Genomic DNA, 26,323 nt, shown 5'->3' on the forward strand with positions numbered 1-26,323 from the left:
CAAATCGGCTCACGGAACGTCATGTCCGCTCGTGCTTCCGAAAGGCGGGCTGCGATCATTTGCGAGCAGCGCCGCCCCGCGCTTCTCCAGTTCATAGAGCGCGGGACCATTGAGCGCCTCGCGCGCCTGATCCAGCAGCCGGCGTACCTGCATGCGGAGTGGTTCATCCCTTCCGTTCTTCTCGGCCACAAGCATCACCGATCCCAGCGCATCGACATAGAGCTTGGATGCCAGATCGTTCGCGGCGGCACTGGCGCGCATCGCGCCGAAGCTGCGCTCCACGAAATGAGCGAAATCGTCGGCAAGGCAGTAAACACCGTCTTCGCCATAAGGCCGCCCGTCCGCATCCCGGTCCAGATCGCGGTCGACCAGCGCGACCAGCACCGCGGAGAGCCAGTGCATGCAGGTGATTGCGGTGAACGGATCGTTGATGCCGGGCGACAGCGCGCGCAGACCGATCTCGACCAGCTCGTCGATCGCAAATTCGATATCCTGGGACTGCGTGCGACTGGTACCCACGGCAAAGGCACCGCGGAGCAGGCCGGGGCTATCCTCACCCATGGTGCCCTCCACCCAAAGCAGATCGACACCGGGATGCACGAAATCGCCCGCCCTCAGCGCGAGGCGCACGGTAATGCCCTGCGACTGGGCAACCTGTCCCAGCGTTTCGTAATCGATCACCTCGACATAACCGGTCCGATGTGCGCGCACCGGCTCGCCGATCCGGGTGTCGCGCTCAGTCCAGTCCGCGCCGTCATGTTCGTCCGGATAGCGCTTTTCGATCCGGCTGATCGCTGATCGCCCGATCTCGGCAACTACATTGTTGATCTGGATGCTGTGCGGCACATGGTGGAGGAAATAGACGAGCACCGCCACCGACAGCAGCGCCAGCGCAAGTGCCACCAGCATCGATATCTGCGGAACGAACTGGCCGCTCGGCGCCGAAAAGAACCCATTGCTGTTCGCCAGCCGGACGACGCGCAAGATCATCAAGGAATAGACGAACGTCGCAATGAAAATACCCAGCGTGAACTGGTTGCCGCGATCGTTCATAAAGTTGCTGAGCAGCCGCGGGCCGTAGCTGCCGGACGCATAGACCACCGCCGCAATGGTGATCGAAAACACGGTGCCCGCGACGCCGATGGTCGATCCTGCAATGGTGGAGAGCAGCGAGCGCGCGCCTTCCGGCTTGGTGGCGCGCAAAAAGCTCACATTGTCGAGCCAAGTAGAGCCCATCTTGGTATCGACATAATAGGTGATGATGGACAGCAAAAGCGCGCCCAGCGTCAGCACTGCCGGCAGAAACCAATAGCTGCCGCGCAGCTTGATCGCCGTCTGACGCAACCAGGCGCGCATACCGTCTGCCCTTATCTACGAAGCGTCAGGACTGCGGAGCGGGCTTCAGACCCATTTCGCCGAGATCGCCCTTGCCCACGGTGCCCGATGCCATCTCCAGCATCCGGTCCAGGCTCTTCTTCGCCTTCAACCGCATATCCTCGTCCAGCTCGATCTGCGGTCGCAGGTCACGCAGCGAAACATACAGCTTTTCCAGCGTGTTGAGCGCCATATAGGGGCAAATGTTGCAATTGCAGTTTCCGTCCGCACCGGGCGCGCCGATGAAGGTTTTCTCCGGAACCGCCTTTTCCATCTGGTGGATGATATGCGGTTCGGTGGCCACGATCACTGTGTCGCTGTCAGTATCCTTGCTGAATTGCAGGATCGAACTGGTCGATCCGACATGGTCCGCATGATCGATGATCGAGGGCGGGCATTCGGGATGCGCCGCAATCGGCGCGTCCGGGTGCTCAGCCTTCAGCTTCAACAGCTCGGTTTCGCTGAACGCCTCGTGCACGATGCACACGCCCGGCCATAGCAGCATGTCGCGGCCGAATTTGCGGTTCAGATAGCCGCCGAGATGCCGGTCCGGCCCAAAGATGATCGGCTGGCTTTCAGGGATCTGCTGAATGATCGTCTCGGCCGAGCTGGACGTGACGATGATATCGCTGAGCGCTTTCACCGCCGCAGAGCAGTTGATGTAGGTCAGCGCGATATGATCGGGATGCTGGCGGCGGAATTCGGCGAATTTTTCCGGCGGGCAGCTATCTTCCAGGCTGCACCCGGCTTTCAGATCCGGCAGAATCACCGTCTTTTCCGGCGAGAGAATTTTCGCCGTCTCGGCCATGAACTTCACGCCGCAAAAGGCGATGACGTCGGCCTCGGTCTCGGCAGCCTTGCGGCTCAGCTCGAGAGAATCTCCGACGAAGTCCGCAAGGTCCTGAATTTCCGGCTTTTGATAATAATGCGCGAGGATGACGGCATTGCGCTCCTTGCGCAGCCTGTCGATTTCGGCGCGAATGTCCACGCCTGCGAAACTTTCGCGCTGTCCGGTCTGTGCGTTCATGAATTGCCCTTTCGCTTCATGAACATGTGAGCGCCCGCGCGCGTTCCATCAAGAGTTTTACACGTCTTCCGCAGCCCTTGGGAGCGTTGGCGCGCTATCGCTGTTTCGCCTCGCGGTACACATCCTCGGGCCGCCGGCTGACATCTACCGCGTCGCGCGCGGCATCGCGGCGTTCCTGCGGGAAAGTCACCACCACCCGTGCATCGCCATAGCCCAGCGTATCCAGCGGCAAACGCATGGTGCGGGCGACCACAGAGCGGGCCGCCTCGCGCGCCTGCGCCATGCGTTCGGGTGACTGAGCCTCGCGCGCCACCTTGCCCGACGCCCCGGCAGAGGTGCGTTTGCTGAGCGCTTCCGCCGCCTCGCGCGTCACGATCAACCCGTCGGTGCGCACCAGCGAGCGCGCGCCTTCGTCGATATTGGGCTTTTCCACCGTCACATCCGGCGCATCGACGATCAGCGTGCGCGTATCGGGCACCCATTCGAGATCACCCTCGGAAAGCTTTGAAAGATCGACATAATAGCCCACGCTATAGGGCATCTTCACGATCTGCTCGGACTTCAACAGCCCGAAGCCCCGCACATCCTGCGCATTGGCCTGCACCGTGCCGTTCAGCGTGGCGACCTTCAGCTGGCTCACGCCGCTCATCTTGGCGGAGACGAGCCGGGTGATGGAGGTGCCGTTATCCTCCTGCGTTACCGTATAACGTTCCTGATAGTTGCTCCACACCAGCCAAGCGAGCAGGCCTGCGCTAAGCGCAAGAAACGCGATCACGACGCCGCGAAAGACGCTGTTGCTCAGCTTGCCGTCCATGCCGCACCGTCCTTCTGCGCCACCATGCCGCGCCGCTCCAGATCGACCAGATGGGCGAGGACCGATCGCTCCGCTGCGCCGTGGAGGCGCGGATCGAGGCCCTTGTACATAATGTCGACCAAAGCGGCGATCGGCCGCGCCTCCTCGCCGGTCAGCTTCAGGATCTGCTTTTCGCGCGATTTGCGATGGCCCATCATGCCGCGCACGAGTTGCTGCGGCTTTTCCGCCGCAGGGCCATGGGCAGGATAATAGACACGGTCATCGCGCTCATAGAGCTTCTTCAGGCTCGCCATATAATCACCCATGTCGCCATCGGGCGGGCTGACCACGCTGGTGGACCATTTCATCACATGATCGCCCGTGAACAGCGCCTTGGTCTCGCGGAGCGCGAAGCACAGATGGTTGGACGTGTGGCCGGGCGTCGCGACGGCTTCCAGCGTCCAGCCGTCGCCGGTCACGACTTCGCCATCCTGCATCACATGGTCGGGGGCATAATCCCTATCGAACGCGGCATCCGCGCGCGGGCCGTCATCTTCCAACACCAGGGGCGCACAGCCCATGATCGGCGCGCCCGTTCGCGCCTTCAACGGGCGTGAACCGGGGCTGTGATCGCGGTGCGTGTGGGTGATGAGGATCGCGGTGATCGCAGCATCACCCGCGGCGCGCAGGATCGCATTAATATGCTCCTCATCCGCCGGGCCGGGATCGATCACCGCAAGCTCTTCACCCGCGCCGACAAGCCAGGTTTGGGTGCCGGTATAGGTGTAAGGCGATGGGTTGGGCGCAAGCACGCGGCGCACCAGCGGTTCAAGCTGCTCGGTCTCCCCGGCATGGATGCTGTCTGGCCATTTCATGAGACCGATGTGGCAGTTGCAACGGTGCGATGGAAGGGACGGATCGCAAAAAGGCGCGCGGGCTTTGGGCACATGGCATCTACCGACCCGGGCCAGGCAGCCCCGATCGGTCCACCATGGCCACTGTCGGAAATATTGACAGCCACATAATATTTAATCCAAAATTAACCGTCTAAATGCTTGAAGAAGCGAACTTCGGGCAAATGGCACAAAGTGTGCACGATGAAGTTTGCTTCCAGTCGCGGGTGTCCGGCGGGCCGCTATTTTCTGGTCTCGCGCCCTTCCGTACCCGCGACACCCCCCTTTGCAAACCAGTCCAGCACGCCGCGGCGTTGTTCGGCCAGGCGCTCATCCCGCGCAGAAAAAGCGTGCGGATAGATACGGTTGAACAGGGTATCGAAGGTTTTCTGCCAGGTGAAGCGCTCGCTTACCAATGCGCGGCCGGCCTCACCCATCGCGGCGCGATTGCCATGCCACACCTTGCGGATGTTGGCCGCCATAGCGGACGGATTGTCGATAGGGCCGAGCAGCCCGGCGCCCTCGGGCACACGGTCGATCATCGCGCCGCTGCGCACGCCGACGATGGGAAGCCCCGCCGCCTGCGCCTCGACAATCGACATGCCGAACGTTTCATAAGGGTGCGCGGACACATAGATGTCAGACGAAGCCAGCGCCTCGCCCAGCGCCTCGCGATTGTCGAGATAGCCCGGCATGTGCAGCACGCCGTTGGTGCCGTCCGCAATCCGGTCGTCGCGCCACTTGCCCTGCCCCAGGATCAGCAGATGCGCGCCGAGCTCGGGCGGCAGCAGCTTGAACGCTTCCCAAACCTTGGCAACGCGCTTCTCACGGTCCAGGCGGCCAGCATAGACCAGCAAGGGCGCATCGTCCGGCACGCCGAGCTTGCGGCGGAATTCCATGTTGCGGCGGCTCGGCTGGAACTGCGAAAGATCAGCCCCCAGCGGCATGCGCTCGACATTATCCACACCCACCGCACGCAGCCGCTCCACACTGTCGCTGCCAAGGCCGAAGACATTGTCGAACTGCCGGTAAAGCTTGCCCGCATAAGCATCGGCAATCCGCGCGGATGTGGGCGCGAAGGCGCGCCCGCCGAGCGGAAAGTCATGGATGAAGAATTCACCGATGTGAGCGCGCGGAAAATCGGTGTGGTAACCCGCGATTACAGTGGTTTCAGGATGCCGCTTGCGGTGCTTCAACGCCGCCCAGGGCAGATTATAGGGATCGAAGGTCTCGATAAGATCAGGACGAAACCGCTCGAACACTTCGCGCACCGCGCCGTTGCGCAGGAGGAAGCGGTAATTGGGGGAATGCGGCAGCGTGGGGCTTCTCACCTCCGCGCGCACGAACCGCCCGTTCTCGACGATCCGGTCTTCCTCGCCCGGCACCACCAGCAGATGGCGCGCATCGCTGTTGTCGGCGATCCAGGATTGTTTGCGGCGGATATAGCTGCCGATTCCACCACCCGAGGCGGACCAGCCCTGCGTCACGTCGCACAGCAGCATTCCATCGATGGATCGCAAAAGTTCGCCCCTCCTGTTCGGGCGAACCGATTTCGCCGTCAGGGCGTCCGCCCTAACAGCATGGGAACGACGATTTTGTGGTGCAATTATGGCGTGCCGTCTTATTCGGCGCGCCGCCGGGGCGTCATTCGGCGCGCGCGACCGATTTTTCGTCCATCAGGCTCTTCAGCTCGCCCGCCTCGTACATCTCCATCATGATGTCCGATCCGCCGACGAATTCACCCTTCACATAAAGCTGAGGAATGGTGGGCCAGTCCGAATAGGTCTTGATGCCTTGGCGAACGTCCATGTCCTGCAGCACGTCGACGCTGTCATAGTCCACGCCCAGATGATCGAGGATCGCGATCGCGCGGCTGGAAAACCCGCACTGCGGAAACAGCGGCGTGCCCTTCATGAAAAGGACCACGTCCTTGGCCTTCACCATGCTGTCGATACGGGAATTGATGTCGTCGGCCATGAATTATTCTCCTTGGGATGCGGACGCACCGGCGGGCACCGCGGTGGTGAGTTGCAACGCATGCAGCTCCCCACCCATGCGGCCGCCCAGCGCGGCATAAACCGCCTGATGCTGCTTGACGCGGCTCATGCCCCGGAAGCTTTCGGCCTCGACATGCGCGGCATAATGATCGCCATCGCCCGCCAGATCGTCGATCCGCACATTCGCGTCCGGAATCGCCTGTTTGATCAGCTTCTCGATGTCGTCTGCTGCCATCGGCATATCGTTAAACCTGTCCTTCAGCTGCCTTCGATGAGTTGGCGGCGCGCTTCGATGAGCTTTTCGTCCATCGCCTGACGCACCGTCGCCGCATCAGTCTCTACTCCGGCGGAGGTAAGGTCGCCCAGCACCTTGCGCAACACGTCGTCGTCGCCGGCTTCCTCGAAATCGGCCTGAACGACTTCGCGCGCATAGCTGTCCGTCTCTTCGGGCGTCAGGCCCATCTTGCCTGCCGCCCACTGGCCAAGCAGGCGGTTGCGGCGCGCCATGACCTTGAACTGCATTTCCTCATCGCGCGCGAACTTGTTTTCGAACGCCTTTTCACGATCATCGAAACCGGTCATCGATCTATTCCCTTGAAGCAGCTATATCGGTGCGGCCCCAGCCAACAAAGCCGGGGCCGTTCCACCGCCCCATGGCGCAAGTGCAGCGCTTCGACAAGCGCGTGACGTGCGGAAAAGACCGAGACCCTAGCCGATCTCGACCACCAGCTTGCCCACCGCCTCGCGCGCGCCGACCTTGCGGATCGCTTCGGCCGCATTTTCGAAGGCATAGGTTTCGGACACTGGCGGCGCGATCTTGCCGGCTTCCCACAGTTCGAACAGCTCGGCGATGTTGGCGCGGTTCTTGTCGGGGAAGCGCGCGGCGAAGGCGCCCCAGAACACGCCGCAGACGTCGCAGCTTTTCAGAAGCGTCAGGTTCAGCGGCAGCTTGGCGATGCCCGCCGGGAAACCGGTGACCAGGAACCGCCCTTCCCAGCCGATCGCGCGCACCGCGGGCTCCGAATAATCGCCGCCGACGATGTCGTAGACGATGTCGTATCCGTCCTTCTCGCACGCTTCCTTGAATTTGTTGGCGAGCGCCTTGGAGGCATCCTTGTCGAACGGCGCCCGGTCGTAGATCACCACGGCGTCCGCCCCGGCATCGCGCGCCATCTGCGCTTTTTCCTTGCTCGACACGCCCGCGACGACGCGCGCGCCAAAGGCCTTGGCCAGCTCCACGCCGGAAATGCCGACGCCGCCCGCCGCGCCCAGCACCAGCACCTCGTCCCCTTCGGCGATGCGACCGCGATCCTTCAGCGCGTGGATCGAGGTGCCGTAGGTCATCAGCAGCGATGCGCCCTGCGCGAAGCTGAACTTTTCGGGCAGATGATAGCAATTGGCCGCACGCCCGATCGCCTGTTCGGCGAGGCCGCCGAAGCCGGTGCCGGTGATGATCCGGTCTCCCACGGAAAAGCCTTCCACGCCCTCGCCCAGCTTGGCGACGGTGCCCGCCACTTCGCTGCCGGGCGCGAAGGGCCGCGGCGGCTTCACCTGATATTTGTCCTCGATGATCAGCGTATCGGGGAAGTTGATCGAGCAGGCCTTCACGTCGATCAGGATCTCGCCCTTGCCCGGTTCGCGATCGGGCAACTCCCCGAATTCCAAGGTTTCCGGTCCGCCGGTTTCGCGCGAGATGAGGGCCTTCATGCGTGCTTCTCCTGTATTCGGTATGGCGCTGCCGTAGGCGGTGGACCTGGCGCTGGCAAGCGATTGCGGATGCGATCTGTACAGCGCCGGACGAGCGGACTTCGATGCTGCGAAATCGGCCGCCCAAAAGACTTCGAAAAGACTTGGCGCTATCATCGCCCCGCCAAACATCCTACATTCCGTAGTGATGCCCGCCCCGATGACCGCCCACACGAACCGAAGCGAGCCTGCGCGCCTGCAAACGCTGGTCGGGCTGTCGCTTGCCGCCGGGATTTTCGGCCTCTGGCTGGCGAGCCATATCTACGGCGTGTTCTTTTTTCCGCTGGAAGGCTGGAACTGGCTGGCGGCGCCGTTTCTGATCGCGCTGCAGAGCTGGTGCTTCGTGGGCCTGTTCATCATCGCGCATGACGCGATGCATGGATCACTCGCCCCCGGGCGCCCGCGTCTGAACGACCGCATCGGGACCATCCTTCTGTTTCTCTATGCGGGTTTCGCCTATGGCAAGCTGCGGGGCGCGCATTTCGACCATCACAAGCATTCCGGAACGCCGGGCGATCCTGATTTCGATGCCGATCATCCGCGCAGCGCAGCGCGCTGGTACGTCACCTTTTTCAAGCGCTATTTCGGCTGGCTCAGCGTGCTGTATGTCAGCACCGCTGTAACGAGCTATGTCGTGCTGCTGGGCGCAAGCCTGTGGAACGTGACCGTCTTCTACGGCATCCCGGCGATCCTCAGCAGCGTGCAGCTGTTCTACTTCGGCACCTACCGCCCGCACCGGCACGAGGATGATCGCTTTGCCGACAGGCACAATGCGCGCAGCCTGGATTATTCCTGGCTTGCATCGCTGGCGAGCTGTTTCCATTTCGGCTATCATCGGGAGCATCACATCGCTCCGAAAACGCCGTGGTGGGGCCTGCCGGCCCTGCGCCGCGACCGGGGCGAACAACCGAGACGAACGATATGACCTGGCTTTCCGCAACGCTCATCACGCTCGCCACCGCCGCGGCCATGGAGTTCGTGGCGTGGTTCAGCCACAAATATATCATGCACGGCTTCGGCTGGGCCTGGCACCGCGATCATCACGAACCGCACGACAACAAGCTGGAAAAGAACGATCTGTTCGGGATTTTCGGCGCTGCGCTTTCCATCGCGCTGTTCACGATCGGCAATCCGCTGGTGATCGGCGACGCGGCCTGGCCCCCGGCCTTTTGGATGGGCGTGGGCGTGCTGCTTTACGGCATCATCTACACCTTCATTCATGACGGGCTGGTGCATCAGCGCTTCTTCAAATGGGTTCCCAAGCGCGGCTATGCCAAGCGCCTGGTCCAGGCGCACAAGCTGCACCATGCCACCATCGGCAAGGAAGGCGGCGTCAGCTTCGGCTTCATGATCGCGCGCAGCCCCGCCAAGCTGAAGGCGGAACTCGCCGCCCAGCGCGACAGCGGCAAAGCCCGGCTCCGTACCAAAATCTGAGCGCCCAACCGCGCGCAGCGTTTGAACGCCCCTTCGCGTCTTTGCGACTTCGCGCGATCCCTCTTTGATTTTTCTCCCGCGACGACGCACAGTCGCGACGAGAACAAAAAGGGCGCCCCGCGCGCCGGAGAGAGGAGCTGCCCCATGGATATCGTCGCAGAAGGATTGCGTTTTCCCGAAGGCCCCGTGGCCATGGAGGACGGCAGCGTCATCCTGGTGGAGATCGCCGCGGGCCGCATCACGCGCGTGAAACCGGACGGATCGACCGAGACGGTGGCCGAGCCCGGCGGCGGCCCGAACGGATTGGCGATGGGTCCGGACGGCAAACTTTACTGCTGCAACAATGGCGGTTTCGCCTGGGCGGAGAGCGGCGAGACGCTGGCCCCCCACGGCATCGCTGCCGATTATAGCGGCGGGCGGATCGAACGGATCGACCTGGAAACTGGCGCGGTGGAAGTGCTCTACAAGTCCGGCGATCATGGCTGCACCCTGCGCGGCCCCAACGACATCGTGTTCGATGCGCATGGCGGCTTCTGGTTCACCGATCACGGCAAGGTGGATTATGACGCGCGCTGCCATGACGTAGTCGGCATCTTCTACGCCAAGACCGACGGCAGCCATCTGGAAGAGGTGATCTTCCCCTCCATGAACCCCAATGGAATCGGCCTCTCGCCCGACGGCAAGACGCTGTACGCGGCCGAAACCTACACCTGCCGCCTGATGGCGTTCAACGTCATCGCACCGGGAAAGGTGGACGATGCCGCAGGGCCCGGCGGCCCCGGCATTCCGGTGTACCGCCCCGCGGGCTACAAATTCTTCGATAGCCTGGGCGTGGAGGAATGCGGCAATATCTGCGTCGCCACCATCGGCGAATCCGGCATCAGCGTGATCAGCCCGCAAGGAGAGCTGGTCGAGTTCGTCGAAACGCCGGATATCTTCACCACCAACATCTGCTGGGGCGGCGCGGACCGACGCGATGCGTACATCACGCTCTCGGGCACCGGAAAGCTTGCGAAGATGCGCTGGCCGCGGCCGGGGCTGAAGCTGGTCTATTGAACCGGACTAGGCGTTGTTGACCCGCCCGCCTTTCCGCCTGTATCGCCTCCGCCTGTAACGCCACAGCGGAGCTTCCCCATGCAGAAAATCTATCCCGATGCCGCCGCCGCCCTGGACGGCCTGTTGTTCGACGGCATGCAGATCTGCGCGGGCGGTTTTGGCCTTTGCGGCATCCCCGAACGGCTGATCGACGCGATCCGCGATGCGGGCACGAAGGACCTCACCATCGCCAGCAACAATGCGGGCATCGACAATGAGGGCCTGGGCAAGCTGCTGCGCACGCGGCAGGTGAAGAAGATGATCAGCTCCTATGTCGGCGAGAACAAGGAGTTCGAACGCCAGTTCCTGGCCGGCGAGCTGGAGGTGGAGTTCTGCCCGCAGGGGACGCTGGCCGAACGCTGCCGCGCAGGCGGCGCGGGCATTCCCGGCTTCTACACCAAGACCGGCGTCGGCACGCAGGTGGCCGAGGGCAAGGAAGTGAAGACCTTCGACGGGCAGGACTATATTCTGGAGCGCGGCATTTTCGCCGATCTTGCCATCGTGAAGGGCTGGAAGGCGGACAAGGCGGGCAACCTCATGTTCCGCAAAACCGCGCGCAACTTCAACGCGCCAATGGCCACCGCGGGCAAGGTCTGCGTGGCCGAAGTGGAGGAAATCGTCGAGGTCGGCGAGCTGGATCCCGATTGCATCCACCTGCCCTCGATCTACGTGAACCGCATGATCGTGGGCGCGCCCTACGACAAGAAGATCGAGTTCGAGACCGTGCGCGAGCGCGAAGACGCCTGATGCGCCGCGCTGCGCTTTCGCTGGCGGCGCTGGGCGCGGCCACGCTGCTGTCCGGCTGCGTCGCGGGCGCACTGCCCTATGCGGCTGAGGCGGTGGCGCGCAATATGGGGCAGCGCCAGCAGGCGGCCGCTGCGCCGCTGCTGCCCGAAGCCCCGCCCGTCGATGAAGCGCCCGATACGATGCGCTGGCTCTACGGTTCGGGCGAGGCTGCCGCGCTGTCGATTCAGGTCTTTCGCGGTTTGGCGGATTACGCGATCGCTGCTGCCGCGTCGAACCCCGTCGACAGCGTGATCCTGGCCGAGGGAGCGACGCCGGACCTGCCGCGCTTCGTGCCCTGCCGCAACAAGCCAAAAGCCGCCGTGTTCGATGTGGACGAAACCGTCCTCATGAACCTCGGCTATGAATATTGGGCTACGAAGACGCGTCGCGGCTATGTATCCGAAGTGTGGGACGAGTGGGAGCGGACCGGCTACGACGCCGTCGCCCCTGTCCCCGGCGCGGTCACCGCGCTGCGCCGCTTGCGCGACGCTGGCATCACCGTCGTCTTCATCACCAATCGCAAGACCGCCAACGCCGCTTCCACCGAGCGCGCGCTGGTGAACGCTGGACTCGGCCCCGCGGTGCATGGCGAAACGCTGTTCCTCAGCGGCGATGCGCCCGGCGGCAGCGCCAAGGACCCGCGCCGCGCGATCATCGCCAGCCGTTATTGCGTGGTCGCGATGGGCGGCGACAATCTCGGTGACTTCTCGGACGCCTTCAACGCCAAGACGCTGGCGAGCGGCGCCCGCCGCGCACTGGCCGGTTCCGGCGCTCCGGCGCAGCGCCTGTGGGGCGAAGGCTGGTTCGTCCTGCCCAACCCCGTCTACGGCCCTTCCCTCGCCGGCAAACTGGACGAAACCTTCCCGGCCAATGTCCGCTGGGAACCCGCAACCACGACCACCCCGCCTTCATCCGGAGATACGCAATGACCTGGGACCGCAATCAGATGGCCGCGCGCGCCGCGAAGGAGCTGCAGGACGGCTATTACGTCAATCTGGGCATCGGCATCCCGACCCTGGTGGCGAACCATATTCCGGACGGCGTCGAGGTGACGCTCCAGTCCGAAAACGGCATGCTCGGCATCGGCCCCTTCCCATATAAGGAAGACATGGATGCGGACCTGATCAATGCGGGCAAGCAGACCATCAGCGAACTGCCGCAGTCGGTCTATTTCGGATCGGACCAGAGCTTCGCCATGATCCGGGGCGGGCATATCGACCTCACCGTGCTGGGCGCGATGGAAGTGGCCGAAAATGGCGATATCGCCAACTGGATGATCCCCGGCAAGATGATCAAGGGCATGGGCGGCGCGATGGACCTGGTCGCGGGCGTCAAGAAGATCATCGTGGTGATGGATCACAACGCTAAGGACGGCAGCCCGAAATTCATTCCCGAATGCACGTTGCCGCTGACCGGCACCAATGTGGTGGACATGATCATCACCAACCTCGCCGTGTTCCAGCGGCCCGACCATGACAGCCCGTTCCGGCTGATCGAGCTGGCACCGGGCGTGACGGCGGAGGAAGTTGCCGAGAAGACCACCGCACGCTACACCCCCATGGAGGGGTGAGCGCCGGGCTCGGGGGAGCCGGCGCGGCTGGGAGTATCGAAGTGACGAAATCGGCGATCCGATGGAGCGGCGGCGCAATCCTGACGGTGGCGGCGCTCGTGCTGATCTACGAACTGGCGTACCGCGTCGGTTTTCTGGCCGGCTCTCTTGGCTGACGAAGCCGTTCCCGCCGGAGCCAGGGAGAGCGCGCCCTTCCGTCTGAACGCCCGCATGATCGCCTATGCGATTGCCGCGGCGGCGCTGCTCCTAGTCGCCTGGACCTTCTACCGGGCCTTCGCGCATCAGGATGAGGCATGGGCCCCGGTCGCCACATCGGTGATCGGCAAGCCCCCGCCCCCGCTGCCCACCACGCCCGATCTCTGGCACGGGCGAATCGATTACAGGCTGATCGACCAGCGGCTGCAAACCCTTGCCGCCCAGCCCGAAATGGCGGGCCTTGCCGTTGCCATTGTAGAGGATGGCAAGCTGAGCTTCGTGAAGGGCTACGGCGTCACCGATTTCGAGACGAACACGCCGATCGCGCCGGGCACCGTTTTCCGCTGGGCATCGCTCTCCAAGGGCGTCGCGGGCACCATGGCGGCGCTGCTGGCGTCCGAGGGCAAGCTCTCGCTGAACGATACGGTCGCGCAATGGGGCAGCACGCTGCGCCTGCCGGGCGGCGCCGAACAGAAGCTGACGATCGGCCAGCTCCTGTCGCATCAGACCGGCCTCACCAAGAACGCCTATGACGGACGGCTGGAGGGCGGCGCCAATCCAGCGGCGCTGCGCATGGGGCTTGCCGCCGCGCCGCAGCAATGCGCGCCGGGCACCTGCCACAGCTATCAGAATGTCGCCTTCGATGCGGCCAGTGAGATCGAGGGCAAGGCGGGCGGAAAGATCTATGGCCAGCTTGTCGAGGAAAAGCTGTTCGAGCCGCTCGGCATGAAGCGCGCGGGTGTGGGTATGGACGCGCTGATCGGCTCCGAGAACTGGGCCAAGCCGCATCGCGGACATCAGGAACGCCCGGTGGTGGAATCCTATTTCCGCGTGCCCGCCGCCGCGGGCGTCAGCTCCAGCATCCTCGATCTGGAACGCTGGATGGAAGCGCAAATGGGGCTGTGGCCCAAGGTTCTGTCGCCAAACGTACTGAACGAGGCGCACCGCGTCTGGGTGCCCACGCACCGCGTCTATGCCGGACGCCTCGCCCGCGCGCTGGACGATCCGGGCTATGGTCTGGGCTGGCGCAGCTTCACCTATCAGGGGCATTTGCTGCAGGGCCATAGCGGCGCGGTGGACGGATACCGATCCACCATGGTGTACGATCCCAAGGAAAAGACCGGCATCGTGATGCTGTGGAACAGCAATTGGGGCCGCCCCTTCGCCTTCCCGCTGGAGCTGTTCGACAATTATTACCGGATCGAGCCGACCGATTGGCTCGATCTGCCGCCGGGCTCGACCATCCTGCCCGCAGGTGCCGCGCCCGCGCAGACGAACCCGCAGGATATCGCCGCGGAGGACGTCCATTCGGGCGATGTCGCCGAGGCCCCGGCGCGGCGGAAAAAGCGGTGACGAAGCTGCGGCACTGGATCGGCGGTTTGTTGCTGCTCGCAACCACGGCATGCAGCGGACCGGGCCTGCTCAACAGCGTCGACGGGATCACCGGCGGCGGATCGGGCGTGCACCGCGCGGCGGAGGGCGTTTCCTTCGGCAGTCACGGTCAGAAGCTCGATATCTGGGTGCCCGACGGCGCGCCGCCCGCGAATGGCCGCCCCGTCCTCATCTTCTGGTATGGCGGCGGCTGGGCAGAAGGCAAGCGCCAGCAATATGGATTTGCTGCCCGAGCCTTTGCCGATGAAGGCTTTACCGTGGTGCTACCCGATTATCGAAAGGTACCGGACGTGCGCTACCCCGCCTTTCTGGAAGATGGCGCGCAGGCGGTGGCCTGGACGCGCGACCATGCAGCCGATTTCGGGGGCGATCCGAACCGCATCGGCGTCGCCGGGCACAGCGCGGGGGCCTATATCGCCGTCATGCTGGCGCTCGATCCGCGCTGGACGAAGGCCGAAGGGGTGCCGGACGGCACGATCAAGGCGGGCGTGGGCCTCAGCGGACCTTACGACTTCTATCCGTTCGACCAGAAACGCTCGATCGACGCCTTTGCCGGGACGCCCGATCCCGAAAGCACCCAGCCGATCAACCAGGTGAGCGCAGGCGATCCCCCGCTGCTACTTGTCACCTCGACCGACGACACGGTGGTGCGGCCCTACAACGCCTATAATCTCGCCAAGGCAATGCGCGCGGCGGGCGTGCCGGTGGAGCTGAAGGATTATCCGGGCCTGACGCATGAGGAGGTAGCGATGGCGCTATCCACCACCTTCCGTGGCAAGGGCCCGGTGCTGTCCGACAGCGCGGCGTTCCTGAAGGCGCGGATGCCGTAAGTCGCGGGAGCGAATTCTGTTTGCCGCTTCCCTGTCCGCTGTCAGCGCTTTCTTTTTCGAAATCGGTCCGTTGGGAAACGTTTCCATTGCGGGCATATTGATTTTCTTATAGCGAAAACTGGTGCGTTACTTATTCCTTTTCATTTGTGCTTGCATGACCGCGGGATGTGTAACGGCGAGATCGAGCGTTCTTGAATCGAGCAGCTTCACGCTAAGTCCCGAGATTTCAAGGTCTTTGGACCTGCGAGATCGTAACGGAATCTCGACGCCGGAAAGTGCGACCATTATTTATATCGACAGCGTTGCAGTCCATCATACTTATAGTGAAGCAAGTACAATAGCCTGGCGAGACGATGACGGACGCTGGCACTGGAGCCAAGCTAGTGAGCGCGGTCCCGGTGGGTTGCTCCCGATCCAACGAGAACTCGAGTATTTTAGGGAAAGAGACATTTCGGTTTCCCAAGGGCAAGCGCTTGACCGATTAATTCAGTCAAAAGAAATATATCAGCGGGAAACTCAAACCTCGGGAAACATAGATGTTGGCGCGCCTATGCATTGGATGTCTGTCGTGTCACCATACGGGCAAGTTAACATCCACTGGAACGCTAGGTTGGTCGGAGATCTCGGAGAAATCGCCGATATCTTGCTTGGCCAAGCCTAAACGTTCGCTTCCCACCCCAAGTTCAGTCACCGGGCGTAGTTCGCACCCCCGCCCGATAACGGACACTCAGTGCCGCCGGAAATTGCCAAGCGGTCTCCCCATCTTCGCGCAACCATAGCGATCTGGCCCCCGGGTTGCCTTTCGCGCTCCCCGGCCTTAATAGTCCGCCACGCTGCACTGCAGCAAATCCGACATTTTGATGCCAGCGCGCCGGCCCGGCCTGCGCCTCAACGCTTTGCGAGCCCGATATGCCCATTCAGAACAACATCCGCCGCGACTGGCTGAGCAATCCGAAGACCGAGTTTCTCGCCGGCCTCGTCGTCGCGCTGGCCTTGATCCCGGAGGCGATCGGCTTTGCGATCATCGCCGGGGTCGATCCGCGCGTCGGGCTTTATGCCAGCTTCTCGATCGCGGTGATCATCAGCATCACCGGCGGGCGGCCCGGCATGATCAGCGCGGCCACCGCCGCCGTTGCCGTGCTCGTACTGCCCTTGGTGCGCGATTACGGCGTCGAATATCTGTTCGCGGCCACGGTGCTGATGGGCGTATTTCAGGGCATCGCGGCGCTGCTGCGGCTGGACCTGTTGATGCGCTTCGTTTCCCGCTCGGTCATCACCGGCTTCGTCAATGCGCTCGCGATCCTGATCTTCATGGCGCAGCTGCCGCAGCTGACGGGCGTGGGCTGGGAAACCTATGCCATGGTGCTCGCCGGCCTCGCCATTATCTACGGCTTGCCGCGCATCACCAGCGTCGTGCCCGCTCCGCTGGCCGCGATCGTGCTGCTCGCCGTCGTCGCAGTCCTCTTCAACGTCGACGTGTTCACCGTCGGCGATATGGGCGCGCTGCCCGACAGCATCCCGTTGCTGCACATCCCTGAGGTGCCGTTCACCTTCGAAACGCTGCGCATCATAGCGCCCTATTCGCTCGCCATGGCCGCGGTCGGCCTGCTCGAATCGCTGCTGACGGCCTCGATCGTGGACGACATGACGGAGACGCGCAGCGACAAGCGCCGCGAAACGCTGGGTCAGGGCATCGCCAACTTCTTCACCGGCTGGATCGGCGGCATGGGAGGATGCGCGATGATCGGCCAGTCCGTCATCAACGTGAAGTCCGGTGGCCGCCGCCGCCTCAGCACCTTCGTGGCGGGCGCCATGCTGCTGTTCCTGATCGTGGTGCTGGGCCCCTGGGTCGCGCGCGTACCGATGCCCGCGCTCGTCGCCGTCATGATCTTCGTCTCGATCAGCACCTTCCGCTGGCAGAGCTTCCTCGAAATCCGCCATCATCCCTGGCAGTCCACCACCGTCATGCTGGCGACCGTCGTCACCGTGGTCTGGACGCACGATCTGTCGATCGGCGTGCTCGTCGGCGTGCTGCTCAGCGGCATCTTCTTCGCCGGCAAGGTGCGCGAGCTGATGACCATCACCAGCGAGCGGGAGGGCGCCACGCGCCGGTACACCCTCACCGGCCAGATCTTCTTCGCCAGCGCCGACCGCGTGACCGAGGCGGCCTATTTCAATGAGGACGGCGTGGACAATGTCGTCATCGACGTCACCCACGCGCATTTCTGGGACATCAGTTCCACCGGCGCGCTGGACAAGGTAGTGCTGCGGCTACGCGCCGAGGGCAAGAATGTGGAGGTGATCGGCCTCAACGAAGCCAGCGCGACAATGGTGGAAAAGTTCGGCGAGCACGACAAGCCGTTCAAGAGCCTCGGCACCGTCGGCCACTGAGGCCTAAATTTGGTTGCGCACCATCCACGGTTTGAAAGCCGAGAAGCGCGACCAGACGGATCAGATCAGCGCGAGAAGGAAGTTGCGAAGCGGGCTGGCTTCTCGGCCGCAAAGGGAATCATATCCGGGATTTGAACGATCGTTCGATCCGTTCATTGTGAAAGGGAAACGGCCCGTCACACCCTTGAGAGGTAAATTTTCATGATCACCCTTCACCATCTGCGCATCTCGCGCTCTTCGCGCATCATCTGGCTGCTGGAGGAGATGGGTGCCGACTATGAGCTGAAATGCTATGACCGGACGCCGGAATTCCGCGCGCCGCCGGAGCTGGCCGAGGTTCATCCGCTGGGCAAGGCGCCGACGGTGGAGGTCGAGGGCCGGGTGATGGTGGAGAGCGGCGCGATCATCGAATATCTGGTCGAGCGGAATGGCGGCGGCAAGCTGACGCCCCCGGACGATTGCCGCGCGGAATATCTGGAATGGCTGCATTTCGCCGAAGGCACGCTGGCGATGCCGCTGATCCTCAATTCGCTGGAGCCCATGTTCGGCGGCTATAGCGACCGTTTGAAGGGCTTCGTTTCGGCCGAAGTGACCAAGCAGCTCGATTATCTCGAGGATCATATGAAGGATCGGGACTGGCTGCTCGGCGATGTCTTCACCGGCGCGGACGTGAACATGGGCTATCTGGCCGAACATATGCACGCGACCGGCCTCTTGAAGGATCGCCCGGCGCTCTCCGCCTATCGCGAACGCATGATCGCGCGCCCGGCCTATCAAACCATGCTGGACAAGGGCGGCCCGCTGCGTCCACCAAAAAGCTGATTGCCGGAAACTCCCGGTATTGGGCGATCCCTTCGCTTGGCTCACCCCTTCCAAAGTAGGAATTTGTCTGTCACTCGGGATAGCATGACTTGTCGCCTCCCCTCCAACCGCCATTGTGCATTCCGCACTGGGTGGCTCTCGGGGGGCTGCATTAACGCAGCAGGACAGTGTGAAGCACTGTGAAGCACCGGAGACCCCTATGACCCGCACCGGCGGCCAGATCCTCGTCGACCAGCTTGCCATCCAGGGCTGCGATCGGCTGTTCACCGTACCCGGCGAAAGCTTCCTCGCGGTGCTCGACGCGCTGCACGGACACGACGCGATCGAGACCGTGGTGTGTCGTCAGGAAGGCGGCGCGGCGTTCATGGCGTGCGCGGACGGTGCGATGACGGGGCGGCCCGGCATCGCCTTCGCCACCCGCGGACCGGGCGCGACCAACGCCTCCATCGGCGTGCATGTTGCCATGCAGGACAGCCAGCCGATGATCCTTTTCATCGGCGATGTGGACCGTGAGATGCGCGGGCGCGAAGGCTTTCAGGAGATCGACTTCCCGGCCATGTTCGCGCCCATGGCAAAATGGGCCGCGCGGATCGAGAGTGCGGCGCGCATTCCGGAGTTCGTCGCCAAGGCCTATGCCGTCGCCATATCGGGCCGCCCCGGCCCCGTGGTGCTCGCGCTGCCCGAGGACATGCTGCGCGACGAGGTGGAGGCGATCGACCGTCCGCTCGTCCAGCCGCCCACCCAGCCGCTCTGCGCCGAAGCGATGATGGCGCTGGTCGACCTCCTCAACGACGCGACCAATCCGGTCTGCATCGTCGGCGGCGCGGGCTGGAACGCCAAGACGCGCCACTACTTCGCCGAATGGGCCGAACGGCTGGGCCTGCCCGTCGCCTGCGCCTTTCGCCGTCAGGACGCAATCGACTGGCAAAGCCCGGTCTATGCCGGCAATCTGGGCTATGGCCCCAATCCCAAGCTGGTGGAGCGGGTTAAGGCGGCGGACCTCGTCATCGCCGTCGGCGCGCGGCTGGGCGAGGCGACGACCGAAGGCTACGAACTGATCACGCCCGACCATCCGGACCAGATCCTGGTCCATATCCATCCCGATCCGGACGAGCTGAACAGCGTCTATCGCGCCGACCTGCCGATCTGCGCCGCGATGGACGAATTCGCCGAGCAGGCCGCCTTGTGGGAGGACGATCTGCTCAGCTTCGATGCGGGCAAGGCCGCGCATGACGAATGGCTCGCCTGGAACGAACCGGAGGCCAATGACGCAGCGTTGGACCTCGGCCTGGGCGTCAAGGCGATGCGCGAGAGTTGGCCGGCGGACACGATCATCTGCAACGGCGCGGGCAACTTCTCGGGCTGGTGGCACCGCTTCTGGCGCTATGGCGACATGCCGAGCCAGCTTGCGCCGACCGCGGGCGCGATGGGTTATGGAGTCCCCGCTGCCGTCGCCGCCGCGCTGCGCTTTCCGGAACGCGCGGTGGTCGCGGTGGCGGGAGACGGCGACTTCCTGATGAACGGTCAGGAGCTGGCGACGGCCGCGCAATATGGCGCGAACCTTACCGTCATCGTGGTCGATAACGGCAATTACGGCACGATCCGCATGCATCAGGAGCGCGAATATCCCGGCCGGGTCTCAGGCACGCAATTGACCAACCCCGATTTCGCTGCCTTCGGCGCTGCCTTCGGGGCGCAGGTATGGACAGCAGAGACCACCGACGGCTTCGTCGAGGCGCTGGAAGCCGCGCGGGAGGCGAGCGGCCTGCGGCTGATCCATGCCAAGACGGATATCGAGAAGCTGAGCGCTGGTGGGGCCACGGTGAGCGGGCTGCGGGCACGGGCCTAACGCTCGTACCGCTAGCGGATAGCCAGACCCGGCACGACACCCGGCATAGATCGGTAGGACCGCACCCCCGCCGGTAGCCGATGCTCGTGACGAGTCCGAGGGACGCGAGCCTGAACGAAAAAAGCCGCCCCAGATGGAACGGCTTTTTTCAAATTACTTTTGCGCCGATCAAATGTCGTCGCCGAGCTTGCCCTTCACTTCGCCCTTGAACTGCTGGCCCTTGCCCTGGGCTTGCTGTGCATTGCCTTCGGCTTCAATTTCCCGGTCATTCGTCGCCTTGCCAACGGCGCTCTTGACCTTGCCGGCGGCCTCGTTGGCGTTGCCTTTGATCTTGTCGGTCAGTTCACCCATGGGGAAAATCCTTTCTCTCTCTGGATCACGTCGATCCATGTCAGAAAAACGTCGATCTTTCCCCTTTGTTCCCGGTTTGCGGCCAACGGTTTGTCACATTTAGCTCCGTTTCTCCGCCATCCTCAGGATGATTTCCCATTCCTTCGCGCGGACCGGCGCTACCGAAAGACGGGACTGGCGGATGATCGCCAGATCGGATAGCGCGCCCTCCCCCTTCATCGCTTTCAAGGTCACCGATCGGGCCAGTTTGCGCACCGGCTCCACCCGTACCGCGGGCCATTTCCCGCTTTCGTCCGTCGGATCGTCGAACGCCGCCTCGCTCACCTTCATAATGCCCACCGCCGCGGGCTGCGAAATTGCGCTGTGATAGAAGAACGCTTCGTCGCCAACCTCCATCGCGCGCAGGTTGTTCGCAGCCTGATGATTGCGCACACCCTCCCAAATGGCCGAACCGTTCTCCACCAGATCGTCCCAGCCATATTCGTCGGGCTCAGACTTCAGGAGCCAAAATTGGGGCATGATTCAATCCTTCGATTTGCTATGGCGCGGCGATGACACAGATACCGCTGATTTCGCTCGATACACAGGATGCCGACGCGCTGGGACAGGCGCTTGGTGACAGTTTCCACCGCTTCGGCTTCGCCATGGTCAAGGATCATGGGCTGGATGCGCAGCTGGTGGAGAAAGCCTGGGACCTGACGGAACGCCTTTATGAGCAAGAAGATGCGGAAAAGCGCAAGTTTCACGATCCCGCAATCGGCGGCGCACGCGGGTACACGCCGTTCAAGACGGAAATCGCCAAGGGCGCGGCGCATCACGATCTGAAGGAGTTCTGGCATATTGGGCGTGAGCTGCCCGAAGGGCACCGCCTGGCAGGATCGATGCCGCCCAATATCTGGCCGGATCGTCCGGAAGGCTTCCGCGAGACGTTCGAGACGCTGTTCCCGGACATGGACGCGGTCGGCGCGCGCATTCTCACTTCCATCGCGCGCTATCTCGATCTGCCTGCCGACTGGTTCGACGACGCGATCGAGGACGGCAACAGCGTCCTGCGCTTGCTGCATTATCCGCCCATCGAGGGCGATCCCGAAGGTGCGATCCGCGCGGGCGCGCATGAGGACATCAACCTCATCACGCTGCTTCTCGGTGCCGAAGAAGCAGGCCTCGAAATTCTCGGCAAGGACAGGGAATGGATCGCGGTCGATCCGCCTGAAGGCGCATTGGTGGTGAATGTCGGCGACATGCTGCAGCGGCTCACCAACCACGTCCTGCCCTCGACCACGCACCGCGTGCGCAACCCCAGCGGTGAGCGCGCGCATCACCACCGCTATTCGATGCCCTTCTTCCTGCATGCGCGCTCGGACTTCGCAATCGAGACGCTGCCCGGCTGCATCAGTGAGGATCGGCCCAATCGCTATCCCGAACCGATTACGGCAGATGATTATTTGCAACAGCGCCTGCGCGAAATCGGGCTGATCAAGGCGTAAGGGCGGGATCCAGCCCAACAGATTGCCTGCGCGGGGGGCGGCCAAAAACTGAACGAGCTGCTGGCCCGCGTCCGTCAGGACTAAAGGACGCTTTCCAGGGCGTGCACGACGCCGTTTGTCGCTTCCATATCGGTGGCGGTCACCAGAGACGTGCCGCCGCCTTCCTCGCTGACCTGAAGTTCGTTCGTTGCTTCGCTGGGCACGGCTTCGGGCACGTCCGTCTCGCCCGCAGGCGGCGCTTCTGCCGTATTGAGATCGGTGCGCGTGACAGTCATCACCTTGCCCGCGAGCGTGCGGAACTGTGCGGGCTGACCCGTCTGCCCAGCACGGCGGATCGCTTCCGAAAGATCGCGCGCACTGGCTCTCCCCACCAGGATATGGGCAGCCACGAACGCGGCGAGTGCCGGACGTTGCGCCGGATCGAGCAGCGCCTTGCGCCGCTCCTCGCTCAGCTTGTCGAAGGCGCTGTCGGTCGGCGCGAACACGGTGACCGGTGCCTTGCCGGTCAGCCTCGGCGTGAGGCCGGATCGACGGACAAGGTCGGCAAAAATAGTAAAATCGGGGTGCTGCCGCAGCGTCGCGAGCGCATCCACAATCTTGATTTCGTGGACCACCGGCGTGACGACATCCTTGTCCTTGGGCTGCGCATTTGCGCCGCTGCCCGCCTCGATCGGGTCTCCGCCGCAGGATGCCAGCGCGCAGGCCCCGGCCATCAGCAGGAACGCCCCTCTCATGACGGCTTCATATGCACGAAATCGCGCGAGAAATGGGTCAGATGCGCGCCGCCGTCGACGAAAATCGTCTGTCCGGTCACCGCCCGTGCGCGCGCCAGATAGAAAACCGCCTGCGCAATATCCTCCGGATCGGGCAGCACCCCGAGCGGCATCTTGCCCGCGATATAATCGAGCTGCCCTTCCTCATAATCATCCGTCGGCAGGACTAAGCCGGGTGCCACTCCGCCGACGCGTGCGCGCGCGCCGAATTGTACCGCGAGCGTGCGCACCGATTCGGCCAGCGCCTGTTTGGAAAGCGTGTAGCTCAGCTGATCGCGGTTCGGGTTGCGTACGCGCTGATCGAGGATGTGGACGATGCACGGGGTGCTATCAGCAGGCGCGGCCTTTACCAGCGCGCGGGCGAGCAGCACCGGCGCATAGAGGTTCACCGCGAATAGATCGTCCAGATGGTCCGCCTCGATATCGGTCCAGTCATCGTCTTCAAAACGCGACACACTGTTGACGAGCAGGTCCGGCGCGCGGCCGAAATGCGTTGTCACCTGCCCTATCAGGGCCTCGGTCTCTTCGGTTACGGAAAGGTCGCAGTCGAAAAGCTTCCAGTCGGTCTCTTCGGCCTTAAGCACGGCGGCCAGATCGTCCTCCGGATCGCTGCCGCTATGGCTGGTGAGCGCCAATGCATAGCCCTCCCGTGCCAGCCGCGCCGCGATCGCTGCGCCCACGCGTTTGGTGCCGCCGGTCACAATGGCGAGCGGAGCTGTTCGGCCTTCGCCGGTCATTTGCGCACCCGCTCCATGGTGATGCCGATCGCCTCGCCCGCTTCTGCGATGGCAAGCTTGATGATCTTCACCTTCACCCGCTTCACACGCTCGTCTCCCTCCATTACACGGTCGATGATATGGTCCGCCACGGCCTCCACCAGCGTGAAATGCACGCCCTTGGGCAGCTCGGTCGCCGCCTCGCGAAGGTCCATATAGTTTTTGGAGGCGGACAGCGGCGTGGCGGGCTCGTAATGCGGATGAATCGCCAGGTCCGCACTGATCGAGATGCGCAGCGGCTGCGGCAGGTGCGTTTCCTGGCTGTAGATGCCGGTCAGCACATCCACATCGAGATCATGCACTTCAAGGGTGAGGCGGTCGGTCAAGGAATACCCGTTCGGATGGCGGTTGACGAAGTGCCACCGCTTAGCCGTTCGGGCGCGGTTTTGAAACTCGCTTCACCACCTTCTGAAAGGCTTCAGTCGCGGCTCCACCGCGCGAAGATGGCGGTCGGCAACAGCCGCCCCCTCGCCTCTTCGCGCACCGCGAGTTCGCCAAACTCCACCTTGCCGGGAAGATCACCGAAATGATCCTGCATCAGCCCGCCGATGGCGAGCGCGGACATGCGCACCGCATAAACGGTGAGGAAGCAGAAGCGGCTGTCCACATCCAGCAGCGCGCGGCAATCGGCGATGAGGCCGGGCAGGCCTTCCTCCAATTGCCAGACCTCTCCGCCCGGCCCGCGGCCATATTTGGGCGGATCGAGGATGATCCCGTCATAGCGCCGCCCGCGCCGCACTTCACGCGCGGCGAACTTGGCCGCATCCTCGACGATCCAGCGGACGGGCCGGTCTTCCATGCCGGACAGCGCGGCATTCTCGCGCGCGGCCTTCACCGATTTCTTGGACGCATCGACATGCACCATCCGCGCGCCCGCGGCGGACAGCGTAAGCGTGCCGACACCGGTATAGCCGAACATGTTCAGGCATTCCGGATCGGCCTTGTCCGCGATGCGCGCACGCATCCAGTGCCACACCGGCGCCATGTCCGGGAAATAGCCGAGGTGCCGAAACGGCGTGCAGTGCGCGGCGAAACGGACCTCTTCCCAGCCGAGCGTCCATTCGCCCGAAGCCTTGCCCCCGCGATGCTCCCAACGTCCGCCGCCATCCTCATCCGCGCCGGGCACGAACTCGGCATCGGCGGACCAGTTTTCGCTCGCAGATGTCCATAGCGCCTGCGGTTCGGGGCGGATGACGCGAACGTCTCCATAAGCCTCCCACTTGCGGCCGCCGCCGCTGTCGAGCAGCCGGTAATCGCCGCGCGGCTCGGAGATCATGGTGAGGAAATCGGCCATCAGACGGACGGCACGGCCTTGCCGGCGATGAAATCCTTCACCGCGTCATAATCGGCGGGCAGGATATCGAAGCGCTCCTCCCGCTCGAACAGGTGGCCGACGCGGCCCGGCAGCGCGGGACGCACGCCCGTGGCACGCTCAACCGCCTCGCGGAACTTGGCGGGATGCGCGGTCGCCAGCGTCACCACCGGCACACCGTCCGGCAGATCGGCGGCGCGCGCGGCATGGAGGCCGGCGGCAGTGTGCGGATCGATCAGCTCGCCGCAATGTTCCTGCGCCCAGCGCATCGCCATGGCCATATCGTCTCCGTCCGCACGTGCGGAGGAAAAGAGCGTGGCCTTTTCCAGCAGATCGGCACCGATCGCCATCTTCCCGCTGCCGTCGAAATCGGTCATGCGCGCCTTGGTCTTCCTGCCGTCGCGACCCTCCATATCGAACAGCAGCCGTTCGAAATTGCTGGCGATCTGGATGTCCATGGACGGCGCGACGGTGGCCTGCACGTCGCCCTTCGAATAGTCGCCGCTCGAAAAGGCGCGGTGCATGATATCGTTGGCGTTGGTTGCGACAATGATGCGCTCTACCGGCAGGCCCATTTGCGCTGCGGCATAGCCGGCAAACGCATCGCCGAAATTGCCGGTCGGCACGGAAAAGGCGATGCGCCGATGCGGCGCGCCCAGCTGTACGGCGGCCCAGACATAATAGACGATCTGCGCCATCAGCCGCGCCCAGTTGATCGAATTGACCGCCGAGATGGTGAACTTCGCGCGCATGTCCTCATCGCCGAAGACGCGCTTCACCATCGCCTGCGCATCGTCGAAACTGCCCTGGATCGCGATGTTGTGGACATTGGGCGCGTGGATCGTCGTCATCTGGCGGCGCTGCACATCGGTGATCCGCTCATGCGGATGCAGCATGAAGATCTCGATATTCTCGCGGCCCGCCAGCGCCTGAATGGCCGCCGATCCGGTATCGCCGGACGTCGCGCCGACGATGGTCAGCGCCTTGCCGCTGCGCGCCAGAAATGTCTCGAACAGACCACCCAGCATCTGCAGGGCCACATCCTTAAAGGCCAGCGTGGGGCCGTGAAACAGCTCCAGCAGCCACTGCCGCCCGTCGAGTTGCTTCAGCGGCGTGACCGCATCATGCGCAAAACCGGAATAGGCTTCGGTCGCCAGCGCCCGCAGCTCGTCTTCGGTTAGCGCATCGCCAGTGAACGCGCCCATGACGCGCACCGCGGTTTCGATATAGGAAAGGCCGCGCAGCGCCTCGAAATCGGCCGCGCTCCATTTTGGCCATGTGCGCGGGACATAGAGTCCCCCGTCGCTCGCGAGCCCCGCCAACGTCACCTGCTCGAAATCGAGCGCGGGCGCGTTCCCCCTGGTGCTGATATAGTTCATGCGCGCTGGACTAGCTCCGACTCACCGGAGCGGCAAGTCAGCGCTGCATTA

General features: G+C 63.5%; 28 protein-coding genes. 12 read left to right on the plus strand and 16 right to left on the minus strand.

Annotated features, from left to right (window positions below):
- Positions 1 to 9 precede the first annotated feature (9 nt).
- The 9 genes from H7X45_RS07100 to H7X45_RS07140 form a co-directional block, all read right to left on the minus strand.
- On the minus strand, positions 10 to 1,356 hold the full coding sequence (locus H7X45_RS07100) for a DUF2254 domain-containing protein (RefSeq protein ID WP_187336795.1): 1,347 nt from the start codon (positions 1,354 to 1,356) through the stop codon (positions 10 to 12).
- A 25-nt stretch (positions 1,357 to 1,381) separates the two neighbouring features.
- Positions 1,382 to 2,401: a quinolinate synthase NadA gene (nadA, locus tag H7X45_RS07105; RefSeq protein ID WP_187336796.1), complete on the minus strand. Its 1,020-nt coding sequence runs from the start codon at positions 2,399 to 2,401 to the stop codon at positions 1,382 to 1,384.
- 94 nt (positions 2,402 to 2,495) lie between these two features.
- A complete protein-coding gene (locus tag H7X45_RS07110) occupies positions 2,496 to 3,215 on the minus strand; it encodes a DUF4230 domain-containing protein (protein WP_187336797.1) in 720 nt (239 codons plus the stop codon).
- Positions 3,200 to 4,069: an MBL fold metallo-hydrolase gene (locus H7X45_RS07115; protein WP_187336798.1), complete on the minus strand. Its 870-nt coding sequence runs from the start codon at positions 4,067 to 4,069 to the stop codon at positions 3,200 to 3,202. The genes H7X45_RS07110 and H7X45_RS07115 overlap by 16 nt, the downstream gene beginning before the upstream one ends.
- A gap of 260 nt (positions 4,070 to 4,329) precedes the next feature.
- Positions 4,330 to 5,607: a glycosyltransferase gene (locus tag H7X45_RS07120; protein WP_187336799.1), complete on the minus strand. Its 1,278-nt coding sequence runs from the start codon at positions 5,605 to 5,607 to the stop codon at positions 4,330 to 4,332.
- 124 nt (positions 5,608 to 5,731) lie between these two features.
- Positions 5,732 to 6,064, minus strand: coding sequence for a Grx4 family monothiol glutaredoxin (gene grxD / locus H7X45_RS07125; RefSeq protein ID WP_187336800.1), 333 nt, complete (start codon positions 6,062 to 6,064; stop codon positions 5,732 to 5,734).
- Between the two features lie 3 nt (positions 6,065 to 6,067).
- The gene (locus H7X45_RS07130; protein WP_187336801.1) at positions 6,068 to 6,325 is read right to left on the minus strand and encodes a BolA/IbaG family iron-sulfur metabolism protein; all 258 of its coding nucleotides are present in this window, start codon (positions 6,323 to 6,325) and stop codon (positions 6,068 to 6,070) included.
- Positions 6,326 to 6,342: 17 nt separating this feature from the next.
- Complete coding sequence (locus H7X45_RS07135; RefSeq protein ID WP_187336802.1) at positions 6,343 to 6,666, minus strand: DUF1476 domain-containing protein; 324 nt, start codon at positions 6,664 to 6,666, stop codon at positions 6,343 to 6,345.
- Positions 6,667 to 6,792: 126 nt separating this feature from the next.
- Positions 6,793 to 7,791 carry an NADPH:quinone oxidoreductase family protein gene (locus H7X45_RS07140; RefSeq protein WP_187336803.1) on the minus strand — a complete coding sequence of 333 codons (999 nt, stop codon included), beginning with the start codon at positions 7,789 to 7,791 and terminating at the stop codon, positions 6,793 to 6,795.
- Positions 7,792 to 7,990: 199 nt separating this feature from the next.
- Here H7X45_RS07140 and H7X45_RS07145 point away from each other — a divergent pair, with 199 nt between their 5' ends.
- The 11 genes from H7X45_RS07145 to H7X45_RS07195 all read left to right on the plus strand — a co-directional run bounded on the left by H7X45_RS07145 (position 7,991) and on the right by H7X45_RS07195 (position 20,194).
- Entirely contained in the window at positions 7,991 to 8,755 is a 765-nt protein-coding gene (locus H7X45_RS07145) for a fatty acid desaturase (RefSeq protein WP_187336804.1), read from the plus strand.
- A complete protein-coding gene (locus H7X45_RS07150) occupies positions 8,752 to 9,264 on the plus strand; it encodes a sterol desaturase family protein (protein ID WP_187336805.1) in 513 nt (170 codons plus the stop codon). Before H7X45_RS07145 ends, H7X45_RS07150 begins: the two co-directional genes overlap by 4 nt.
- 144 nt (positions 9,265 to 9,408) lie before the next feature.
- On the plus strand, positions 9,409 to 10,320 hold the full coding sequence (locus H7X45_RS07155; RefSeq protein ID WP_187336806.1) for an SMP-30/gluconolactonase/LRE family protein: 912 nt from the start codon (positions 9,409 to 9,411) through the stop codon (positions 10,318 to 10,320).
- Between the two features lie 78 nt (positions 10,321 to 10,398).
- Positions 10,399 to 11,106: a CoA transferase subunit A gene (locus H7X45_RS07160; RefSeq protein WP_187336807.1), complete on the plus strand. Its 708-nt coding sequence runs from the start codon at positions 10,399 to 10,401 to the stop codon at positions 11,104 to 11,106.
- Positions 11,106 to 12,074 carry a 5'-nucleotidase, lipoprotein e(P4) family gene (locus H7X45_RS07165; RefSeq protein ID WP_187336808.1) on the plus strand — a complete coding sequence of 323 codons (969 nt, stop codon included), beginning with the start codon at positions 11,106 to 11,108 and terminating at the stop codon, positions 12,072 to 12,074. Before H7X45_RS07160 ends, H7X45_RS07165 begins: the two co-directional genes overlap by 1 nt.
- On the plus strand, positions 12,071 to 12,715 hold the full coding sequence (locus tag H7X45_RS07170; RefSeq protein WP_187336809.1) for a 3-oxoacid CoA-transferase subunit B: 645 nt from the start codon (positions 12,071 to 12,073) through the stop codon (positions 12,713 to 12,715). The genes H7X45_RS07165 and H7X45_RS07170 overlap by 4 nt, the downstream gene beginning before the upstream one ends.
- 147 nt (positions 12,716 to 12,862) lie before the next feature.
- Positions 12,863 to 14,263 carry a serine hydrolase domain-containing protein gene (locus tag H7X45_RS07175; RefSeq protein WP_187336810.1) on the plus strand — a complete coding sequence of 467 codons (1,401 nt, stop codon included), beginning with the start codon at positions 12,863 to 12,865 and terminating at the stop codon, positions 14,261 to 14,263.
- The gene (locus H7X45_RS07180) at positions 14,260 to 15,132 is read left to right on the plus strand and encodes an alpha/beta hydrolase (protein WP_187336811.1); all 873 of its coding nucleotides are present in this window, start codon (positions 14,260 to 14,262) and stop codon (positions 15,130 to 15,132) included. Before H7X45_RS07175 ends, H7X45_RS07180 begins: the two co-directional genes overlap by 4 nt.
- A 909-nt stretch (positions 15,133 to 16,041) precedes the next feature.
- Positions 16,042 to 17,523, plus strand: coding sequence for a SulP family inorganic anion transporter (locus tag H7X45_RS07185; protein WP_187336812.1), 1,482 nt, complete (start codon positions 16,042 to 16,044; stop codon positions 17,521 to 17,523).
- A 201-nt stretch (positions 17,524 to 17,724) separates the two neighbouring features.
- Positions 17,725 to 18,345 (plus strand): glutathione S-transferase family protein, encoded by a 621-nt coding sequence (locus tag H7X45_RS07190; protein ID WP_187336813.1) that lies wholly within the window; start codon positions 17,725 to 17,727, stop codon positions 18,343 to 18,345.
- A gap of 199 nt (positions 18,346 to 18,544) precedes the next feature.
- A complete protein-coding gene (locus tag H7X45_RS07195) occupies positions 18,545 to 20,194 on the plus strand; it encodes a thiamine pyrophosphate-binding protein (protein ID WP_187336814.1) in 1,650 nt (549 codons plus the stop codon).
- Between the two features lie 168 nt (positions 20,195 to 20,362).
- Here H7X45_RS07195 and H7X45_RS07200 read toward each other — a convergent pair whose 3' ends face one another.
- Positions 20,363 to 20,545, minus strand: coding sequence for a CsbD family protein (locus H7X45_RS07200; protein WP_187336815.1), 183 nt, complete (start codon positions 20,543 to 20,545; stop codon positions 20,363 to 20,365).
- A gap of 99 nt (positions 20,546 to 20,644) precedes the next feature.
- A complete protein-coding gene (locus H7X45_RS07205) occupies positions 20,645 to 21,064 on the minus strand; it encodes an EVE domain-containing protein (protein WP_187336816.1) in 420 nt (139 codons plus the stop codon).
- A 32-nt stretch (positions 21,065 to 21,096) separates the two neighbouring features.
- Between H7X45_RS07205 and H7X45_RS07210 the strand changes: the two genes are divergently transcribed.
- On the plus strand, positions 21,097 to 22,032 hold the full coding sequence (locus tag H7X45_RS07210) for an isopenicillin N synthase family dioxygenase (RefSeq protein ID WP_187336817.1): 936 nt from the start codon (positions 21,097 to 21,099) through the stop codon (positions 22,030 to 22,032).
- Positions 22,033 to 22,112: 80 nt separating this feature from the next.
- Here H7X45_RS07210 and H7X45_RS07215 read toward each other — a convergent pair whose 3' ends face one another.
- The 5 genes from H7X45_RS07215 to thrC form a co-directional block, all read right to left on the minus strand.
- Complete coding sequence (locus tag H7X45_RS07215; RefSeq protein ID WP_187336818.1) at positions 22,113 to 22,766, minus strand: fasciclin domain-containing protein; 654 nt, start codon at positions 22,764 to 22,766, stop codon at positions 22,113 to 22,115.
- Entirely contained in the window at positions 22,763 to 23,542 is a 780-nt protein-coding gene (locus tag H7X45_RS07220; RefSeq protein WP_187336819.1) for an SDR family oxidoreductase, read from the minus strand. The genes H7X45_RS07215 and H7X45_RS07220 overlap by 4 nt, the downstream gene beginning before the upstream one ends.
- Positions 23,539 to 23,907 carry a dihydroneopterin aldolase gene (locus tag H7X45_RS07225; RefSeq protein ID WP_187336820.1) on the minus strand — a complete coding sequence of 123 codons (369 nt, stop codon included), beginning with the start codon at positions 23,905 to 23,907 and terminating at the stop codon, positions 23,539 to 23,541. The genes H7X45_RS07220 and H7X45_RS07225 overlap by 4 nt, the downstream gene beginning before the upstream one ends.
- Before the next feature lie 92 nt (positions 23,908 to 23,999).
- Positions 24,000 to 24,875 carry an RsmD family RNA methyltransferase gene (locus H7X45_RS07230; RefSeq protein ID WP_187336821.1) on the minus strand — a complete coding sequence of 292 codons (876 nt, stop codon included), beginning with the start codon at positions 24,873 to 24,875 and terminating at the stop codon, positions 24,000 to 24,002.
- Entirely contained in the window at positions 24,875 to 26,272 is a 1,398-nt protein-coding gene (thrC, locus tag H7X45_RS07235) for a threonine synthase (protein ID WP_187336822.1), read from the minus strand. The genes H7X45_RS07230 and thrC overlap by 1 nt, the downstream gene beginning before the upstream one ends.
- Positions 26,273 to 26,323: the final 51 nt, after the last annotated feature.

The organism is Novosphingopyxis iocasae (assembly GCF_014334095.1).
Lineage (GTDB): Bacteria > Pseudomonadota > Alphaproteobacteria > Sphingomonadales > Sphingomonadaceae > Novosphingopyxis > Novosphingopyxis iocasae.

Bases quoted from the DNA above. Each gene is read 5' to 3' on its own strand.
- H7X45_RS07220 (WP_187336819.1), bottom strand. From the start codon at position 23,542: ATGACCGGCGAAGGCCGAACAGCTCCGCTCGCCATTGTGACCGGCGGC.
- grxD (WP_187336800.1), bottom strand. From the start codon at position 6,064: ATGGCCGACGACATCAATTCCCGTATCGACAGCATGGTGAAGGCCAAG.
- H7X45_RS07210 (WP_187336817.1), top strand. From the start codon at position 21,097: ATGACACAGATACCGCTGATTTCGCTCGATACACAGGATGCCGACGCG.
- H7X45_RS07140 (WP_187336803.1), bottom strand. From the start codon at position 7,791: ATGAAGGCCCTCATCTCGCGCGAAACCGGCGGACCGGAAACCTTGGAA.
- H7X45_RS07155 (WP_187336806.1), top strand. From the start codon at position 9,409: ATGGATATCGTCGCAGAAGGATTGCGTTTTCCCGAAGGCCCCGTGGCC.
- H7X45_RS07160 (WP_187336807.1), top strand. From the start codon at position 10,399: ATGCAGAAAATCTATCCCGATGCCGCCGCCGCCCTGGACGGCCTGTTG.
- thrC (WP_187336822.1), bottom strand. From the start codon at position 26,272: ATGAACTATATCAGCACCAGGGGGAACGCGCCCGCGCTCGATTTCGAG.
- H7X45_RS07185 (WP_187336812.1), top strand. From the start codon at position 16,042: ATGCCCATTCAGAACAACATCCGCCGCGACTGGCTGAGCAATCCGAAG.
- H7X45_RS07115 (WP_187336798.1), bottom strand. From the start codon at position 4,069: ATGAAATGGCCAGACAGCATCCATGCCGGGGAGACCGAGCAGCTTGAA.
- H7X45_RS07100 (WP_187336795.1), bottom strand. From the start codon at position 1,356: ATGCGCGCCTGGTTGCGTCAGACGGCGATCAAGCTGCGCGGCAGCTAT.
- H7X45_RS07150 (WP_187336805.1), top strand. From the start codon at position 8,752: ATGACCTGGCTTTCCGCAACGCTCATCACGCTCGCCACCGCCGCGGCC.
- H7X45_RS07110 (WP_187336797.1), bottom strand. From the start codon at position 3,215: ATGGACGGCAAGCTGAGCAACAGCGTCTTTCGCGGCGTCGTGATCGCG.
- H7X45_RS07200 (WP_187336815.1), bottom strand. From the start codon at position 20,545: ATGGGTGAACTGACCGACAAGATCAAAGGCAACGCCAACGAGGCCGCC.
- H7X45_RS07165 (WP_187336808.1), top strand. From the start codon at position 11,106: ATGCGCCGCGCTGCGCTTTCGCTGGCGGCGCTGGGCGCGGCCACGCTG.
- H7X45_RS07145 (WP_187336804.1), top strand. From the start codon at position 7,991: ATGACCGCCCACACGAACCGAAGCGAGCCTGCGCGCCTGCAAACGCTG.
- H7X45_RS07230 (WP_187336821.1), bottom strand. From the start codon at position 24,875: ATGGCCGATTTCCTCACCATGATCTCCGAGCCGCGCGGCGATTACCGG.
- H7X45_RS07135 (WP_187336802.1), bottom strand. From the start codon at position 6,666: ATGACCGGTTTCGATGATCGTGAAAAGGCGTTCGAAAACAAGTTCGCG.
- H7X45_RS07215 (WP_187336818.1), bottom strand. From the start codon at position 22,766: ATGAGAGGGGCGTTCCTGCTGATGGCCGGGGCCTGCGCGCTGGCATCC.
- H7X45_RS07190 (WP_187336813.1), top strand. From the start codon at position 17,725: ATGATCACCCTTCACCATCTGCGCATCTCGCGCTCTTCGCGCATCATC.
- H7X45_RS07205 (WP_187336816.1), bottom strand. From the start codon at position 21,064: ATGCCCCAATTTTGGCTCCTGAAGTCTGAGCCCGACGAATATGGCTGG.
- H7X45_RS07195 (WP_187336814.1), top strand. From the start codon at position 18,545: ATGACCCGCACCGGCGGCCAGATCCTCGTCGACCAGCTTGCCATCCAG.
- H7X45_RS07170 (WP_187336809.1), top strand. From the start codon at position 12,071: ATGACCTGGGACCGCAATCAGATGGCCGCGCGCGCCGCGAAGGAGCTG.
- H7X45_RS07130 (WP_187336801.1), bottom strand. From the start codon at position 6,325: ATGCCGATGGCAGCAGACGACATCGAGAAGCTGATCAAACAGGCGATT.
- nadA (WP_187336796.1), bottom strand. From the start codon at position 2,401: ATGAACGCACAGACCGGACAGCGCGAAAGTTTCGCAGGCGTGGACATT.